General features: G+C 62.6%; 20 protein-coding genes and 1 pseudogene. 7 read left to right on the top strand and 14 right to left on the bottom strand.

Features of this window, described 5'->3' with window-relative positions; genetic code table 11:
* Window positions 1-32 precede the first annotated feature (32 nt).
* The 6 genes from GO999_RS03525 to GO999_RS03500 all read right to left on the bottom strand — a co-directional run bounded on the left by GO999_RS03525 (window position 33) and on the right by GO999_RS03500 (window position 5368).
* Window positions 33-575 carry a hypothetical protein gene (locus tag GO999_RS03525; protein WP_019718288.1) on the bottom strand — a complete coding sequence of 181 codons (543 nt, stop codon included), beginning with the start codon at window positions 573-575 and terminating at the stop codon, window positions 33-35.
* 69 nt (window positions 576-644) lie between these two features.
* A complete protein-coding gene (locus tag GO999_RS03520; RefSeq protein WP_011002601.1) occupies window positions 645-1154 on the bottom strand; it encodes a Csu type fimbrial protein in 510 nt (169 codons plus the stop codon).
* Window positions 1151-3508: a fimbria/pilus outer membrane usher protein gene (locus tag GO999_RS03515; protein ID WP_249215052.1), complete on the bottom strand. Its 2358-nt coding sequence runs from the start codon at window positions 3506-3508 to the stop codon at window positions 1151-1153. The genes GO999_RS03520 and GO999_RS03515 overlap by 4 nt, the downstream gene beginning before the upstream one ends.
* Window positions 3465-4184, bottom strand: coding sequence for a fimbrial biogenesis chaperone (locus tag GO999_RS03510; protein WP_111374724.1), 720 nt, complete (start codon window positions 4182-4184; stop codon window positions 3465-3467). Before GO999_RS03510 ends, GO999_RS03515 begins: the two co-directional genes overlap by 44 nt.
* A gap of 118 nt (window positions 4185-4302) precedes the next feature.
* Window positions 4303-4806: a Csu type fimbrial protein gene (locus GO999_RS03505; RefSeq protein WP_049800444.1), complete on the bottom strand. Its 504-nt coding sequence runs from the start codon at window positions 4804-4806 to the stop codon at window positions 4303-4305.
* 58 nt (window positions 4807-4864) lie between these two features.
* Window positions 4865-5368 carry a Csu type fimbrial protein gene (locus GO999_RS03500; protein WP_020425212.1) on the bottom strand — a complete coding sequence of 168 codons (504 nt, stop codon included), beginning with the start codon at window positions 5366-5368 and terminating at the stop codon, window positions 4865-4867.
* 1346 nt (window positions 5369-6714) lie between these two features.
* On the opposite strand from GO999_RS03500, the gene GO999_RS03495 reads away from it, so the two are divergent.
* Window positions 6715-6975, top strand: a complete 261-nt coding sequence (locus GO999_RS03495; RefSeq protein ID WP_016723696.1) for a hypothetical protein — start codon at window positions 6715-6717, stop codon at window positions 6973-6975.
* 16 nt (window positions 6976-6991) lie between these two features.
* Here GO999_RS03495 and GO999_RS03490 read toward each other — a convergent pair whose 3' ends face one another.
* The 8 genes from GO999_RS03490 to GO999_RS03460 all read right to left on the bottom strand — a co-directional run bounded on the left by GO999_RS03490 (window position 6992) and on the right by GO999_RS03460 (window position 11357).
* Window positions 6992-7852 carry a transglutaminase-like domain-containing protein gene (locus GO999_RS03490; protein ID WP_019718283.1) on the bottom strand — a complete coding sequence of 287 codons (861 nt, stop codon included), beginning with the start codon at window positions 7850-7852 and terminating at the stop codon, window positions 6992-6994.
* A 96-nt stretch (window positions 7853-7948) separates the two neighbouring features.
* Complete coding sequence (locus GO999_RS03485; protein WP_011002607.1) at window positions 7949-8245, bottom strand: hypothetical protein; 297 nt, start codon at window positions 8243-8245, stop codon at window positions 7949-7951.
* 150 nt (window positions 8246-8395) lie between these two features.
* Entirely contained in the window at window positions 8396-8713 is a 318-nt protein-coding gene (locus tag GO999_RS03480) for a hypothetical protein (protein ID WP_011002608.1), read from the bottom strand.
* Between the two features lie 117 nt (window positions 8714-8830).
* The gene (locus GO999_RS03475; RefSeq protein WP_162939065.1) at window positions 8831-8968 is read right to left on the bottom strand and encodes a hypothetical protein; all 138 of its coding nucleotides are present in this window, start codon (window positions 8966-8968) and stop codon (window positions 8831-8833) included.
* 613 nt (window positions 8969-9581) lie between these two features.
* Window positions 9582-9956, bottom strand: coding sequence for a hypothetical protein (locus tag GO999_RS24600; RefSeq protein WP_028853598.1), 375 nt, complete (start codon window positions 9954-9956; stop codon window positions 9582-9584).
* Between the two features lie 86 nt (window positions 9957-10042).
* Window positions 10043-10327, bottom strand: coding sequence for a hypothetical protein (locus GO999_RS03470; protein WP_211906542.1), 285 nt, complete (start codon window positions 10325-10327; stop codon window positions 10043-10045).
* 93 nt (window positions 10328-10420) lie between these two features.
* Entirely contained in the window at window positions 10421-10747 is a 327-nt protein-coding gene (locus GO999_RS03465) for a hypothetical protein (protein ID WP_011002610.1), read from the bottom strand.
* A gap of 445 nt (window positions 10748-11192) precedes the next feature.
* Complete coding sequence (locus GO999_RS03460; protein ID WP_080705192.1) at window positions 11193-11357, bottom strand: cold-shock protein; 165 nt, start codon at window positions 11355-11357, stop codon at window positions 11193-11195.
* 455 nt (window positions 11358-11812) lie between these two features.
* On the opposite strand from GO999_RS03460, the gene GO999_RS24595 reads away from it, so the two are divergent.
* From GO999_RS24595 to GO999_RS03440, 6 genes and pseudogenes are all read left to right on the top strand, one after another.
* Complete coding sequence (locus tag GO999_RS24595) at window positions 11813-12043, top strand: isochorismatase (protein WP_071654020.1); 231 nt, start codon at window positions 11813-11815, stop codon at window positions 12041-12043.
* A gap of 82 nt (window positions 12044-12125) precedes the next feature.
* Window positions 12126-12380, top strand: a complete 255-nt coding sequence (locus GO999_RS03455) for a hypothetical protein (protein WP_028853600.1) — start codon at window positions 12126-12128, stop codon at window positions 12378-12380.
* Between the two features lie 98 nt (window positions 12381-12478).
* Complete coding sequence (locus GO999_RS24590) at window positions 12479-12691, top strand: hypothetical protein (protein ID WP_021155182.1); 213 nt, start codon at window positions 12479-12481, stop codon at window positions 12689-12691.
* A 182-nt stretch (window positions 12692-12873) separates the two neighbouring features.
* Window positions 12874-13055 (top strand): annotated as a pseudogene (locus GO999_RS24585) (transposase); the annotation flags it as partial.
* A 117-nt stretch (window positions 13056-13172) separates the two neighbouring features.
* Window positions 13173-13490 carry a hypothetical protein gene (locus GO999_RS03445; RefSeq protein ID WP_016723702.1) on the top strand — a complete coding sequence of 106 codons (318 nt, stop codon included), beginning with the start codon at window positions 13173-13175 and terminating at the stop codon, window positions 13488-13490.
* Window positions 13491-13991: 501 nt separating this feature from the next.
* Window positions 13992-15188, top strand: a complete 1197-nt coding sequence (locus tag GO999_RS03440; protein ID WP_211906757.1) for a M20 aminoacylase family protein — start codon at window positions 13992-13994, stop codon at window positions 15186-15188.
* Window positions 15189-15260: the final 72 nt, after the last annotated feature.

Below are 15260 nucleotides of genomic sequence, written 5' to 3'. Positions count from 1 at the left end.
CGCAACTCAGGGCCATTGCGTGGCTTCGCCGATCAGTTCGGCTGGCTCGTGACCGTCAATGGCCAAGCATAGGTTCCGTCCTTCAGCTTGTTGACCAGATTGAAGCGGTACGTGAGGGACAGACTGGCCGTGGGTCCAGGGAAAGTCATCGTGACCTTGCCGCCGGCAGCTGGAAGCGTGACCGTCGTCCCCAGGCCAAAGACTTGGATCGAACTGAACAGCGCCTGCCCAGAGGGCGCTACCTGGAACACCAGTGTATAGCCCGCGCGGTCGTTGGTTTTGAGCGTCAACTGTGTACCGCTGGGGTTACTGCCGTTCGGTACGTTCACGTAGCCGAGGTTGACATCCTTGTTGACGATGATGAGCTGGCTGGGCTGTGTCGCGCTCACATGCGCGTACGGCTGCACCGAAGCGCCAACGGCAAGGTGGCTCGTGGTGGTCTTGGCAAGTGCAGGGCCAATCGGTGCCGCCAGCCACGAAAGCGCCAGTACGATACCGTAGAGGCGACACAAGTCCGTGTTGCCGATTGGTTGCGGGCACGGGCGGGCGGTGTGTTTGGAGGTCCGCTGTTCCATGATCTTCCTTCCTTTCAAACTGCATGAACTCGGGCCGCCCGACGGCGTCGGTGCGGGACACGTGCTACGTCATTGATAAGTCAACGTGACCGTAATCGGTATCGTCGTCGCGTAGCTACCCGGCACCACGTTCTGCCCGCCGTTGATCTTGCCGTAGATGGTGAGGTTGACGGTGCCCACCTGCTTGGTCACCGTCCCGGAGAGCGTGACCGTTCCATCGCCGTTTCCATCGCCCCAGATGCTGGTGTCGGCGGAGGTGGTGTACAGGTTGTACGCAATGACATTGCTGCCGTTGAGTACCTGTCGGTTGGCATACGTACCGGAGCCGACGCTGGCCGACAACGTATAGTTGATCGACGAGGCACCGCCCCACGCCCCGCAGGTGATGGTGACGGTGGTCGTGCCGGTGAGGTTGCTGGTGGTGTTGTACGCGCCGAAGCTGAGCGCGTTGGCGCTGACGCTGCAACTGACGGCGAGTGCACCCGGTGCCCATGACGCCAGGGCGACCAGCACTGCACCGGCCAACAGCGTCCGGGCAGAAACGCGGCGCGGCCGCATCGTGTCTGGGAAGCGTGTCATGGTCGGACTCCTTTGCAAACGAAAATGCCAAGATCAGGCAATGGGTCGGCGCCCGGTGTGAATGGCACCGAGATATCACACGACTGTCCGCGCCAGTTGGCTTGCAGACGGTTTTGCGCTGCCAGCCCGGTGAGATAGACCACGCCGTCGTTACCGACCGGAAACGCCTCTTTCTGTCCGGAGATCTGCACCGTGGCGCCGGCAGGCAGGTCGCTGCCGTTCTCCAACTTCAGCGTCATCAGCGCGTCATGCGCATGCGTGACCGGAAAATCCAGCACCATGCCGCTGCGGTAGTACGGCACCGCGTCCAGCGACAGGGTCCCGACCTTCGCATCGAAGGGCAGATCCAACTGCTCGAGCGAAATCGCATTCTTTTCGTATGCACGCAGGCGGGGGATGAGCGCTTCGCCGCTGGCGTTGGTTTTGGCGACGAGCTGGTTGTCGGCATAGATCCGTACGTTGGGGAAATCGGGCACCTTGACCACGGCAAAGCTGTCGGAGATGCGGCGGCTCAGGTGCAGGCCATCGAGTATCGCGATGCCGCCCGAGGCCCCCATCCGCACGCCCGTCTGCCCACGATCGCCGGCGGCTTCCAGCAGATAGGTGCCGACGCGATTCTGTGCGTTCAGGGCGGCGTCCCACGCGCCGAGCTGGCTGGCCCGCACGCTGTAGCCAAAGCCATCGCCGGGCGGCAGTCCTTGCTGCACTTGCGCCTGCACCTCGGTGCGGCCCTGTTGCTGGGTCATGTTGATGGAGGTGGTAGTACGCTCGCCCAGCGGCAGCGTCCAGTTCAGGCCGACCATCAGGCCGCCGGGCTGATGCAGCGTCTTGGAGAGGGCCAGGCTGATGAACCCGAAGCGCCCCAGCTGCGTGCCATAGCTGGCCGAGGCGAGCTGGGTCGGATGGCCATCGCGGTTGTCCAGGTAGACATAGGCCAGCCCCAGCGAGCCGCCGCCCGGCAGCGCCATGCCGACGTTCACGCTGCTCAGCAGGCGCGGTGCAGGCATGTCCAGTTCGAGCCCGAGCTGCGTGAAGCGCGGGCTGGCAAGTTGCGCATGCACACCCACGCTGACGGGGCTGGCCTGCCGCTCGAAGCCAACGGAGACGAGGCCTCCACTGCCCTGCCGTCCCCGACTGGCAGCGGCCGCCGCACTGAAAACGCCAACCGACGGCGCCAGCATCACCGTGCCGAGGCCGACAGTCTGACGTTCGAGCTGGGATTCCGCGTGAACCTCGCCCGTGAGCCAGTCGGTGAAACCGAGGCGATGGGTCGCCGCGGCGAAGGCCCGGCCATAGTCGTTGCTATCGGTGCCGAAGTTCCTGCGTTCGGCGCCGGCTTCGTACGAGAAATCGTGCAGCCCCTTGGCAAGCAGGCTGGCGCTCGCGTAGAACGGCACGCTGATCACCTGTTCGCGCCCCAGCAGATCGCGCACGACGACGCGCACGTCGCCCTGCCCCGTCACCACGGGCACGTTGGTGATCGAGAACGGTCCCGGTGCGACGTCCTTGCGTGAACTCAGCACGTTGTTGACGTAGACATCGACGGTCGATGGAAGCGCGGCCTGCCCGCCGATGCTCTGCAGCGGCAATGCGACAAAGCCGGGCTGCACGGCGAAGTTGGTGCTGTATTGAATGCCGCCAAAGCGCACGCTGCGCCCCCACGCGCCGGCCCGGCTGATCGAATCGCCCAGACGTACGCTGGAGAGATGATCCGGGAGGTCCTTGGTCCAGGTGGTTTCCAGGCGGATGAGCCGGTGGTCAGTGTCGCCGCTGTTGGCCACGAAGCTGGCAACGCCGACGCCCAAGCCGTTGAAGATACCGGCCTCGAACAGCCCTGATGAGCGGGTCTGGCCCGTGGCGTGCTCTGCCAGCAGGTCGTAGTTGAGGAAGCCGCCAAAGCCGGGCTTGAGGCTGAGCGCCACCGGCTTGTTCGCCTCGTCGAAGGCGTTGGGCAGGAAGGCCTGCGCCGGTGCCGTCACCGCCACGGTCAAGAGCGTCTCGTCAAGCTGATACGACAGCCCCGTGATGGCCTTGAGCGGGTAGAACGCCTCGTTGTTGTGGGCCAGCGGTGTCGCCTCTGGCTGGCGCAGGCGCCAGCGCTTGAGGTCTTCTGCCGATGCATACAGCTCGCCGCCCTTGGTCTTGAGCAACAACACGGTGTCGTCCAGGCCCTGCTGGTTGAGGTCGAACTGCAGCAGCAGCTCGGCGACATCGCTGGCGGCGGTGCGGCTGGGCGTCGGCGCGTCGTTTGCGAGTGTCATGCCTGCTCCCGATAAGGCGGTTGCCGCGATCGCCAGGGCGATGAACGCCTTAGCGGGTCTCGGGCGCCAGGGCCGAATCGATGTCGCCGGCATCGGAGTACGCCTTCAGATGCAGCGTGCCGCCTGTGAGCGCCCGTGCGTCGGGGCCGCGCTGGAGCACCAGCCGCCGCGTTTGCCCGGGCAGGACATAGGCGAATTCAGGGTACGTGGCGACCGGCCGCTCGGCACCCGGCGCCGTGACGACCAGATTGGCCACCTGCGCGTGCGCGTTGCCGTCGTTGGTGACGGAAAGCGCGAGCGCGCCGTCCGGCAGCGGCTCGGCCCGCCACTTGAGTTGCGGTGCGGCAGGCGTGCGTGGTTTGGCAAAGACGGGCAAGCGCATTTCGAGCGCGATCTGCACGCCGGCAAAGCCCGGCTTGGGCGGCGGCGGCACTTCGCGCAGGAAGAGGCGGTAGCTCACTTCGCGGTCGTCGGCGGGCGGGTGGCGCAGGCCCACGCGGATCACCTGCGTGGCACCCGGCGCCAGCGTGAAGATCGGTGGCGTCGCCAGCAGGTCCTGTGCAGGGGCGTAGACGTCTTCGCCGCTGTTTTGCGTCCATGCCACGGCGCGCAGTTCCACCACCACGGACTCGTCGGTCATTTCGTTCTTCACCGTCAGCGCGGCGCTGGGCCGTTGCTGGGAGAGCTCGACCCGCACCGGGGTCACCGTGAAATTTGCGGCCTGTGCGAACACGCATGCCAGGCCGATGCCTGCGCCCGCCACCCCCATGGCGAGTCGGCGCAGACGTTGTCGGATGGGCAGAATTGACATGGTTCCTCCGTCAGATCTTGTGTCTTGTGCAAGCGCCATTCGGGCCCGGGCTCGTGCCCGGAGCCCTGCAGCGGCGTTAGTACGTCACCGTCACGGTCACGGTGTCGGCGTAGTTGCCCGGCACGGTGTTCGGCTGGCTCGGGATCAGGCCATAGACGGTCTTGGTGATGGCGTTGCCGGCAGCCATGCCCGCCCCCGTTCCCGCCACGGTGTTGGTGCCCACCGTGTTGCCCCAGACCGAGGCATGCCCCGAGTCCTGGTAGAGCGAGTACGTGAGGGTGTTGGCGCCGCTGGTCATGACGCGGCTGGCCACTGTGGCGCCGGTGCCGGTGCCGGCATTCAGGCCGATGTTGAACGGCGTGGTGTTGGTGCAGTTCACGCTGATCGATGAGGTCGATGCCTGGGCGCCCTGGCTCGGGTCGAAGGCGGCGAAGGTCAACGCGCTGGCCGAGTTGATAACGCAGGTGGCATTGACGGTGGTCGAGACGCTGAAGGTCGTGGTGGTGGTCGCGGCCGAGGCCGCCACCGCCGTCAGACCCAGCGCCATGGCCACGAGGGCTTTGATGGCAGATGTTTTCATGATGGTCCCCCCAAAGGGCGTTATGGACGTTGTGGACGTTGTTCTCACGGTGGTCGGCTCAGTACGTCACCGTCACGGTCACGGTGTCGGCATAGCTGCCCGGCACAGTGTTCGGCTGGCTTGGAATCAGGCCGTAGACCGTCTTGGTGATCGCGTTGGCGGGTGCCATGCCGGCCCCCGTGCCTGCCACGGTGTTGGTGCCCACCGTGTTGCCCCAGACCGAGGTGTGCCCCGAGTCCTGGAACAGCGAATAGGTGAGCGTATTGCCGCCGCTCGTCATGACGCGGCTGGCCACCGTGGCGCTCGGCCCGGCGCCCGCATCGAGGCTGATGTTGAACGGCGTGGTGTTGCTGCAGTTCACGCTGATCGACGAGGTCGATGCCTGCGCGCCCTGGCTCGGGTCAAAGGCAGCGAAGGTCAACGCGCCGGCCGAATTGATGACGCAGATGGCATTGACCGTGGTCGACACGCCAAAGGAGGAACTGGTCGATGCGGCCGATGCAACTGCGGCAGCGGAACAAAGCACGGCGGCCAGGGCAGTCTTGAGTGCAAATGCTTTCATGTTGAAACTCCTTGAAAGGTACGTTTCGGTGCCCGGCCGGTCATGCACGAGAAAGGCGGGCAACCCAACTGGAAACAGGATGTGTACTGGTTCGCGGTGGTTGTCCTCCTCTCACGTTGGTTACAGGATCAGCACGTGTCCGCAAGACGCACGGGTGCCCCCGCGTGCTGTGCGCTCGTGGCGGCAAAGCACGTGGTGGATGCGCAGTGAGCGCAGGGCTACAGCGTGTGGAGCGGGTGAATGCGCGCGGGCTCCGCGAGGTTGCGGAGCCAAGCCCAGTCGGGCCTTCGTGCTGGCGATGGTGTTGACATGATGACTCCCCCGGTATTGCGCTATTGCGCTAGGTCCGGCCGGCGGGATCGTGATTGTCTGTCGGCGTCCGATTCCTGCAGCTCGGCCGCCGCCGATTCCTTCCAGCCATCTTTCTATACGGCAATCGTGCTCTGTTGCCGTGCCAACCATGCTGCAATATGCAGGCCATGTGCCCGAATACCTTGATGCACATGGGTCTGCGCGCAATGGACGGCGCGCCAGACACAAAAGCGGCCCGAAGTTGTCTCAGGCTTGAAACATCTCGCAGTGCCACACGCTACGTGGGGTACGAACACAGCCCGCAGCGCACCGCCCGCGCGGCCTGGGGCAAGGACTGGCAGGACGTGCACCTGCATCGGCGGGTTGCCGGTTTTGCGGCAAACGCGTCGCGATTGTTATGAAATTGAAACGCCCACGCCTTTCCGCAACGTGGGGTGCCCCGATGACGCCTCTCTATGACAGGTGTGAAGCGAGGGTGGGCCCTGCGAGGCCAAGTCCCGGTTGAGGGCACGAAGACGACACGAATAGAGCCAGCCGGACGGACCCAATACGCACGGAAAGGTACGAGTGGCCGCAGGCATTTAAACCAACTCCGCTATTTGTGAATATGACGCGACGCCCTTCAAACGGGTGCGTTCCGCGCGTGCGGGCCGCTGTTGCATGATCACGGTGATGCGCTGTCGGCATTTCGAGCAGCCGACCTACTGGTTACCTTCAAGTGCATCGAGGCGGTCGCGCAGGTCGCCGATGTTCCATGGATCGCCGGATATCGTGCTCGATTTCGCCCCACGCCAGCGGTACCGACACACCGAGGCCCGGACGTGCTCGCACCGCGGCTATTGCGCAGATAACCGAGCATACTCAGGAGCCGCGACACATTCTCTGGCGATAGCCGTTCCGGGTCGGCTACGGCCGACTGCATCGGGCGGCAGTCGGCCAGGAGCGGACATTCAAATCTGCTCTAGGCGGTGCCGATAAAGGATCGAGACCTTACTCTTCCAGAGGCGATCGCGACCAGCAACGGGAGTAGCGCGATGACACGTACGACCGAATACCGTGGTTACCAAATTCACATGGAGCTTGTAGGCGCATCCAAGGACATGTTCGATTTGTGGTTTTGTATCGAAGGCCCGATACAGCCCCCCGGCATCGCGGCAATCGGCAAGCGTATCAAAGTCCACGGTGGTCCCTTCTCACGACGTTGGGCGCATTTGATTGGCGAGTTGGCAGGGCGGGCAGCGATAGACGTCATCCTCGGTGTTGAAGATGAGCCTCCTGCAACGGACGAGTGGTGAGTCGCGATCACCTCCCTCACCACGTGCTGATCCCCCGTGCGGTGTCCATCGGCATGCTGAATCCCGGGGCGTTGCTTGCCACGGCCTGAACTTCCACCAGCGGTCGCGACGGTTTGACGTTGCCGAAGACCATGGCAATGGGGACATCCGCCGCATCACGCCCTGTACCGATTCGCAGGAGTCCCATGGGCACCGCGGCATTCGATGGATCGACCAGATACCATCGCTGCCCCAGAAACACCTCCACAAACGCGTGAAAGTCGGGGGGGCCCAGCAGCGGGTCAGCACCGTAGTCGAGGCTGCTTGAGAAGCGCGCCGGAATACTCAGTGCGCGACACAGGGCGATCATGAGGTGCGCATAGTCCCGGCACACGCCCTTTCGCTCGACGAGTGTGCTGACAGCAGACGTTCGCTCGTTCGTAGATTGAGGGGCAAATCGCACGTAGCTGCAGACCCAGTCCCGAATCGTGATGACAAGCGGGTACCCACGTTGATAACCGCCGAACTCCCGCAGCGCAAATTCCATGAGGCGATCCGACTCGCAATAGCGACTGGGGGCCAGGTATGTGATGACGTCAAGCGGGAGATCTGCGATGGGGACTTCGAACAGCTGCTCAGGCGCTGTCAGCAGATGGTCGATGTCGACGGTTGCAGCGTAGCTGGCGGAGAAGTGCCCCTTGGGCGCTCGGACACGCAGGCGTCGATTGAGCAGAGTGGGTTCCGTGTGCGGCTCAACTGGCAACGCTGGGGTCAACTGCAATGACTCGGTGACGACCGTCTGGCGTGCTGTTTGCGCGGCGTGGAAATTGAAGATGAAATCGGCGGTCGGGTCGTGCACTTCATAGGTCAAACTGACCGCATAGCGCATGCGGACCATACGACCTCCTGCTGCCTGCCTCCAGCGGCGTTTGGTCGTCGGCGAAGGCGGGCAATGGGCGATGCAGTGCCGGCACTGGCCGCAGGTCTGATGCGGCTACTCGGAAATCATGGATGAACCAGGCACAAATCCGTCGATGATGTCTTCGGCCATCTTCGCTGCTGCACGCTTGGCCGTACCGATGTTCTCCCATTGGTCAGCCTCCAGCCGGAAGATACGGGAATGCTCTGCGCTCGGCGGCTCGCCTGCCACACAGATCAACACGGAGGCGCTGTAAGTTCGATCTGGACGCCGCTCATGCCATTCACGAGGCGGGTCGAACAGGTAGATCAGGGGATAGACATCGAACCCCTTGTAGCGGCAAGTCGGATAGGCATCCACAGCGATCTCCATTGAAGGGGGGCGCCCCACTGTACGCGCTTTCCATCCCCTCCATCGAACTACCCGCAGCCTGGTGGAGAGCCGTCAGGCTTTGGGCGACGCGGGTGTCCCCTGGGCAATCACAAAGCTGTCGTTTGGTCCGGAACTCGCCGATGCGCACGACTAGTGCACATCTTTTTTCATGTTCTCCGTTTCCATGGCGGCGATCCATTCTTCGTGGGCCTCAATTGGCTCCATGGCCTCATCCACGAGTGCCGCTGCGCGTTCTGCAGCGGTTGACGCTTCCTGGGTGGCGTCGCTCTGGCCATCGTCCTCGGCGCTGGGCGGCAGAAGCATGTCCTTCAGCATCGCCCGCAACTCCGGGGTATTCCATGGTTTGCCCAGCCGGCGCTGCCGGTTCAAGTAATGACGGACTTCCGCCTCTTGCTCGGTCGTGAGCGGAAGCCCTCGGAATGTCTGATGTGCGTCGTAGTGGATCATGGTGCGCCTCCCGAATCGGTCTGCGCTTTCAACTTTCAATATGGAGGTTCGATTCGCGATAGGGAACGTCACGCTTTACGCGTCGGCACTGCATAGCAGGTCTGTGGCCAACCCGATTCACGTCTTCTTCTTGGTGCCACCCTCGTGCCCGGCCCGCGATTGAACCGCGCTCAACGGAGTCGCGGGCACCGCAGATTTCTTCGGTTGCTTAGGCTTCTTGGCTTCGCGGTTGCTGCGCAATTGACTCTTGGCCATGGTGATACTCCTATTGCGTTGCTTGCCAAGTGGCAGTCCCCAGCATACGCGCTTCACCCTCGAAAAAGGGGAATATCTTCCGCGGGGTGCGGTGAGGTTAGCAATGCTTGCCGACAACGCCTCACGCTGGGAACGCTAGGACCCCGACAGCCGTTGGAATGAATGCTGAGCGCTCGGGGATGCATGTCAAGGCGAACACGCGGTTAGCTGGGCAACAGTCGTGCAATGGAAGGCAACCGCTTGAGGTCGGTGGACGACACGGGTCGATAGCGCACGAACCGACCGCTCCCGGCCATGCAGCGTCGTTCGCCTTGCGAGCAAGGCGGCGGTCGGACTTCCACTTCCCCACGGAACCACCGTTCCATGGGCAATGGTTCGTACGTCCCCATCGCTACAACGGCTTGACTCGCCCCCGCTCACCTCAGGAGCTGAGTTGGACCAGTTCCACATCGGTGCCTGCAGCACTGAGGTTTGCCAACGCATCGCAGTTCGGGCAATTGACGTCGCACTCCATTCGTCGACTGCCCGATCCACGGCAGCAATCCTGACACGCGCTGCACGCTCGACAATTCCACTTGGCGCCCGCAGTCATCATTGGACTGGCAATCCGCGCTCAGCCAAGTGAGTGCGGGCGCAGCGGCCTTTGCGCGCTACGCGATCCCGCCGGCCTGAGTTCCCCCTCCCATGGCTGTACGCGCATGTCGAGGGTATGGTGACCCTCGACGGTCTTAGCGTAGAGGCTGTCCCGGATCACTTGCCCGATGGCCAAGCGGCAAAAGGTTTCGACGCTACACATGGCAGCGGATGGCAGGTCTGGCTCGCTCGCCACCACCCTGAAGGACCGTCTCCCTTCGCCCACAAAGCTGGTGAATTGCACGCAGTTCGGGTGCTCAGGGTCGATAAAGCCAACCGTGATGGAGTACGCCATACCGCTTGCCGCTCCGGGAAGCGTACAGAGGAAGCTCGTCTTGTTGGATGTGTGAATCATCTTGTGTCCAGGCTGATCGCTCACGCAGCACATCTCTCCAACTTCATGGCCCGAAAGTACCGAGACCAAGAAACACGCCGCGCAAATTACAGGGATGCCACAGACTCGCCAGGCACCAACCCATTGATGACGTCTTCACCGAACTTCAGCGCACCCCGTCTCGCCGTGCCGACGTTTTCCCAGGAAGAAACTGTCACGCGAAAAACGCGTGAGTGCTCGGTTCCAGGCTGATGACCTTCGCGGCAGATCACCACGGACGCATCGAAGGTGCGGTCGGGACGCGTTTTCGGCCGAGGTTGAACAGGCTCGGTCCTGTACACGAGCGGATAAAGATCGAAACCTTTGTATGTGGCTGACGGGCTTGCGTTCATGAATGACTCCAACCGATGGTAGGTATTGCCGAAGCCCTGTGGGGCATCGATGGTCCTACTTGATGTGGCGATCTCATTGATGGGCCCAGGATGCTATGCGTCCACCGCAAGACGATCGACGGTGATCACGATCATCTGGCCGTCCAGACCGGCCTCGGCATGCATGCCCAAGCGCGCCCGTAGAAAGCGATCAAGCACACACTGCAACTGACATAAGTCTTGCCGATCTGCGTGCATCAACTGATCCGTGACATCCTGCGTGAATGCGATCCTCAGCGTTCTCGCCCGCCAGATCCGGCTGCCAAGTTCAGGTATCTGCCAGTTTGCCTCCAGCGCGCCCGGCCCTACGCTCCAAGTCCGCACATCCTGCCCGGTAATTTCGTCCAGCACTGGCTTAGCAAACTCGACAAGATTGAGCATCACGGATCTCCATGACACGCCTCGCGAACAGAGTCCTCAACGGGCAAGCGGCCATGGGCGGAACTGGCGAGGATGACAGGCTGGAGGGCTCGATCAGGCGTGGGAGGCGTCAGCCGACGCGTTGATCGTGAGTGCAGGTCGAAATTCTCTTGCGCCGGGGCCCATGATCCGCCCCACTGTTGTCAGTGCCTCACTCTACTCCGATCTGCGCACGGCAGGCGTCACTATCTTCCGAAGCACTGCGCAGCACAGTGTCCCTGCTCACAGACAAGGGCGTGTTGAAGTACCAGGTAAACGCTCGCTCTGCCGTGTGATACGCCCCCCTGCGGGCGGGCTAGGAAGGACATCTGTAGTGACTACGCGGCATGTCTGGCGCGACTACCGCGATATGCGGCAGACAAAAAAACCCCGCGTGGCGGGGTTTCTTGTTGGCAGGTGAGCTTGATCAGACCGGCTCAATCTTGGTAGCAGTCGGGCCGTTCTGGCCCACACCCACAACATAACGAACCTTCTGCCCTTCCTGAAGTGACTTGACCCCATTGCCCTGGATCTCGGAGAAATGAGCGAACAGATCGTTGCCACCCGTGTCAGGGGAGTCGTTGCACGTCAAAGACGTGCCGGCATCCTTACGATGACCGAGGTCAAGCGCACGATGGCCTCACGCAGTACCGAGCCATTCCGGCTCGCGTCAAGCAGTGACTGCGAGAAGCTGCTACCATGCGCAACCTTTTCCCGTTCATCAAATGGATCGGGCCGGGTGCCGAGCAAGAAGACACTACGCAGCGTCGGCCACCCGTCGGGCGTACACCCGAATCATCCTGGGCCACGCGGCCCATCACCTATCTGACCGGCGGCTTGTCCGCTCCGTAGCCGGCACGCATGTACTAGGCGTGTCCGCCTACGCAAGTACGGTCACCTCGCCGCCAATCGCTTGCGCCATGCGCCTGTATGCATGACGCGAAGGCATTGGCCTGACCCATCGTGGCGGACCTCATCAGCAGGAAGCGGCTTGCATACACCCGCACCACGCCTGCCTTGAGCGATCGCCCGAAACATTGCAGTGTATTGAACCGAACCGACTCCCCATACACGGTGTCCGTGTACCCGATTGAACAAGAACCAGGCGTCTGGTTTGCCACCTACCTCATCAGTGAGTACAGAGACGGTATGGAGCGCATCCTAGCCAACGTCTCGATGCGCCCAAGCGTCCATGGCACGGAAGCACGCGCAAGAAATGCGGCCCGCCGTGCGGGAAGGGCTGCCATCGCGCGTCTCGCCTCCCGTCACAAGAACTGAGCCGTGCAAGTCGCCTGGCGTGACTTTCACGCTTGCTGCAGCGACACTGCGTTACCTCGAATTCAACGAGAAGGAAATCACCATGTCTGTTTGCGATGAATGGGAAGAACTGCATCTGACGCCCGAGGGCTGGAAGGATGGCAGCTATCGGCACGAGCCAGGCGCCGCAGTCATCATCGCGCCACCGGTCAATGAAGTGCTGACGGTGCGCCGGCATGTGGCTGCCGTGTATGGCGGTCCGTCGCGCGTCACGGAGGACCGGACACCGCGCACGGATGACATGAGCCAGATCGAGCAGTTACTGTTGAAGTATGGTGCCCCAGTCTTTGGCGTCTAGCCTGGAGACAGTACGGCTGAACGAATCCTTTTCCAACGCGGCAACCCATCACAAGCCAGCGCGCTACAGTGGGCCCGCGTCATTTGAGAGAGATCGGCATGACACTCTGCTCGGCTTGCCTGACCATCGAAGTCCGTAGACGCGGCGCGCCAGGCCATGCTTTGCTAAGAATCACCGACACGCAACGCATCAAGTCGTCCAAGGCAGTTGCCGTCACGGTAAGCACGTTCGCATGCCCCACCTGCGGTGCGCGGTGGATCTACCGCGACGAGAAGAACGTGGACAATCAAGGGTGGTCGCTCGAGCAATAGGAGCCATCGCGGCCGAGGACTCACTGGATTCGAGCCCTCGCAGCCGGCCCTCCCTGCCATGCAGGGCGGCGAATGATACGATGCGCTGGGTGACATCATCGGGGCGCGCCGTCGGGTAGTCCGCAGCGCCCTCTTTCTAGAGCGTGTTATGCACTTCTTGGCCGAGGCGTGGTTGGAGGAGGATGGCAAACAAATCGCAAAAACCATATCCGACAGACGTCTCAGACGAAGAGTGGGGTTTCGCGGTGGCATACCTGTCGCTGATGGACGCCAAAGCTCCACAGCGCATGTACGATCTGCGCGAGATGTTCACCATGGCTTGCGCTGGCTGGCGCGCGCCGGAGTTCCGTGGCGCCTGCTGCCGCGCGCGATTGCGAGCGCTTGCCAGAGACGTTGGCCGACTTGCACTTTGTCATATTCAGCATGCTCATGCTTGTCCATGCCGCACTGATCTCCGGCACTTGAACGTGAAGCTTCACCTATGTCATACGACCTGGTAATTGGCATCGGCAACAAGGTCAAGAACAACCCTGTTGTCATAGGCAAGATCGAATACGATGAACTCCCGATGGTGTCTTCGCTTGTTAAGCGGCAGGACTCCTTCTTTCTGACGCGAATCTCGAACCTCTTTGAAGACGAGTCCTTCTCCGTAGACGAGCTTCGCGAGGCCCAGAGCCATTTGTTCGAGCTCATGCTCACGGACCTTAAGCCGCAGGAACGTCAACTACTACACAAGCTCATCGCAGTCGTGGCGTACGCTCTGTCATTGCAACTACCACTTCATGGCGTAGCCGACTGACGCGTTGACCCACCAGTCATTTGATGACTGAAAGGTTGCCGCACGCGAAAAGTGCATGACACGCTCTAGGTGGCTCGCCTGGCATTGCAATCATCTTCGCCATTTTTTTTCACATAACTTCGCTATTTCCATGGCGACAAATTGGCCTTTTTTCAGTTTGCTTCGCTAGATCGACAGTTGCTGTTACCAACGCCGCAAAGACCCTCCGGGCGCAGCAAGGCAAGCCCGCGACATCGGCGTCACACAGTCCGGCATTCGCCGAAACAGCCTTGGAAACACAAGCCTCACGCCGCATCTTTGGCCCAGTCAATGGCGCAGCCCCGCCCCCGACCTGCCACACAGCCAACTCAACAAAATACCGGAAGCCCCCCGCAGAACGCCCCGTTGTTGCAAAAAACAGCACCAACTCGGGCAAGGCGTGTGCCGCACCCCGATAGACTCGTATCACGCAGCGCACGCCGCGCCCAGGCAAACGAGCACACAGCGGAGTCCCCGACCGATATGAGCCACCCTTCCGAACTGCACACGCAGATGGCCCAATGGCGCCATCATCTGCACCAGCATCCCGAGACGGGCTTCGAAGAGAAGCAGACGTCCGACTATGTCGCCAAAGCGCTCCACGGGATGGGCCTCGACGTGCATCGGGGCATCGGCGGGACGGGGCTCGTGGCCAATCTCACCGTGGGGACCGGAGGCCGCGCGGTCGGCATCCGCGCCGACATGGATGCGCTGAATATCACGGAAAACGCCGGCTGCCGCGCCCATGCGTCGAGCATCCCCGGCAAGATGCACGCGTGCGGACACGACGGCCACATGGCGATGGTGCTCGGGGCCGCCAGGCTGCTGTCCGAGCGGCGCGACTTCAATGGCACCGTCCGCTTCGTGTTCCAGCCGGCCGAGGAGCACGGGCGCGGCGCCAAGGCGATGATGGCGGATGGTCTCTTCGATCGCTTCCCGGTCGACGCCCTGTTCGGCGCCCACAACATGCCCGGCATGCCGGCCGGTGCCATCGCCACGCGGGTCGGCGGGATCATGGCCAGCGAGGACAACTTCGTCATCCGGATCAGAGGGCGCGGCACACACGCGGCGCGGCCGCACATGGGCGCCGACCCGCTGGTCATCGGCGCCGAGATCGTGCTGGCCCTGCAGACGGTCGTCTCGCGCAACGTGGACCCGAGCCAGCCGGCGGTCGTTTCCTGCACCGAATTCATCACCGACGGCATCCGCAACGCAATCCCCTCGCATGTCGTGATCAAGGGCGATACGCGCAGCTACAACCCCGACGTGCAGACGCTGCTGGAGAACCGGATGCGCGCGATCTGCGAAGGCATCTGCCGCGCGCATCAGGCGGAATGCGAGTTCGAGTACACGCATGAGTTTGCGCCGACGGTCAATTGGCCGGCGTGCGTCCCGGTTGCCGTCGCCGCCGCCCGGCGGGTGGTGGGGGCATCCCGGGTCTCGGCGGATATCGCCCCGATGATGATCTCGGAAGACTTCGGGGCCTTCCTGACGCAGGTGCCGGGCGCGTTCGTGTTCATCGGCAACGGCGCCACGGGTGAAACCGGCTCGGTGCCGCTGCACAACAGCGCCTACGATTTCAACGACGCGGTGCTGGGCACGGGGGCGGCGTATTTCTACGAGGTCGCCAAGGCGGCACTGGACAGCGACGTCGACTTCGCGCGCGAACAGCCGAAATGAGCGTCAGGGCACCTGGCCATCAAAGGGCCAGGACGGGAACAGCGCGGCGCGCCATGCTCCGTTCTTTCTTCT

This window comes from Ralstonia nicotianae (genome assembly GCF_018243235.1).
In the GTDB taxonomy this organism is placed as follows: domain Bacteria; phylum Pseudomonadota; class Gammaproteobacteria; order Burkholderiales; family Burkholderiaceae; genus Ralstonia; species Ralstonia nicotianae.
The sequence above is the reverse complement of the archived record's forward strand: the minus strand, read 5'-3'. Positions and strand labels throughout refer to the sequence as shown.

Excerpts from the sequence above, each read along its gene's own strand:
- GO999_RS03465 (WP_011002610.1), bottom strand. The coding sequence starts at position 10,747 with ATGCTCAATCTTGTCGAGTTTGCTAAGCCAGTGCTGGACGAAATTACC.
- GO999_RS03490 (WP_019718283.1), bottom strand. The coding sequence starts at position 7,852 with ATGGTCCGCATGCGCTATGCGGTCAGTTTGACCTATGAAGTGCACGAC.
- GO999_RS03505 (WP_049800444.1), bottom strand. The coding sequence starts at position 4,806 with ATGAAAACATCTGCCATCAAAGCCCTCGTGGCCATGGCGCTGGGTCTG.
- GO999_RS03510 (WP_111374724.1), bottom strand. The coding sequence starts at position 4,184 with ATGGGGGTGGCGGGCGCAGGCATCGGCCTGGCATGCGTGTTCGCACAG.
- GO999_RS03455 (WP_028853600.1), top strand. The coding sequence starts at position 12,126 with ATGTCTGTTTGCGATGAATGGGAAGAACTGCATCTGACGCCCGAGGGC.
- GO999_RS03495 (WP_016723696.1), top strand. The coding sequence starts at position 6,715 with ATGACACGTACGACCGAATACCGTGGTTACCAAATTCACATGGAGCTT.
- GO999_RS24590 (WP_021155182.1), top strand. The coding sequence starts at position 12,479 with ATGACACTCTGCTCGGCTTGCCTGACCATCGAAGTCCGTAGACGCGGC.
- GO999_RS03515 (WP_249215052.1), bottom strand. The coding sequence starts at position 3,508 with ATGCCGGCGACATCGATTCGGCCCTGGCGCCCGAGACCCGCTAAGGCG.
- GO999_RS03445 (WP_016723702.1), top strand. The coding sequence starts at position 13,173 with ATGTCATACGACCTGGTAATTGGCATCGGCAACAAGGTCAAGAACAAC.
- GO999_RS03520 (WP_011002601.1), bottom strand. The coding sequence starts at position 1,154 with ATGACACGCTTCCCAGACACGATGCGGCCGCGCCGCGTTTCTGCCCGG.
- GO999_RS03480 (WP_011002608.1), bottom strand. The coding sequence starts at position 8,713 with ATGATCCACTACGACGCACATCAGACATTCCGAGGGCTTCCGCTCACG.
- GO999_RS03500 (WP_020425212.1), bottom strand. The coding sequence starts at position 5,368 with ATGAAAGCATTTGCACTCAAGACTGCCCTGGCCGCCGTGCTTTGTTCC.
- GO999_RS03525 (WP_019718288.1), bottom strand. The coding sequence starts at position 575 with ATGGAACAGCGGACCTCCAAACACACCGCCCGCCCGTGCCCGCAACCA.
- GO999_RS03475 (WP_162939065.1), bottom strand. The coding sequence starts at position 8,968 with ATGGCCAAGAGTCAATTGCGCAGCAACCGCGAAGCCAAGAAGCCTAAG.
- GO999_RS03440 (WP_211906757.1), top strand. The coding sequence starts at position 13,992 with ATGAGCCACCCTTCCGAACTGCACACGCAGATGGCCCAATGGCGCCAT.
- GO999_RS03470 (WP_211906542.1), bottom strand. The coding sequence starts at position 10,327 with ATGAACGCAAGCCCGTCAGCCACATACAAAGGTTTCGATCTTTATCCG.
- GO999_RS03485 (WP_011002607.1), bottom strand. The coding sequence starts at position 8,245 with ATGGAGATCGCTGTGGATGCCTATCCGACTTGCCGCTACAAGGGGTTC.
- GO999_RS24600 (WP_028853598.1), bottom strand. The coding sequence starts at position 9,956 with ATGATTCACACATCCAACAAGACGAGCTTCCTCTGTACGCTTCCCGGA.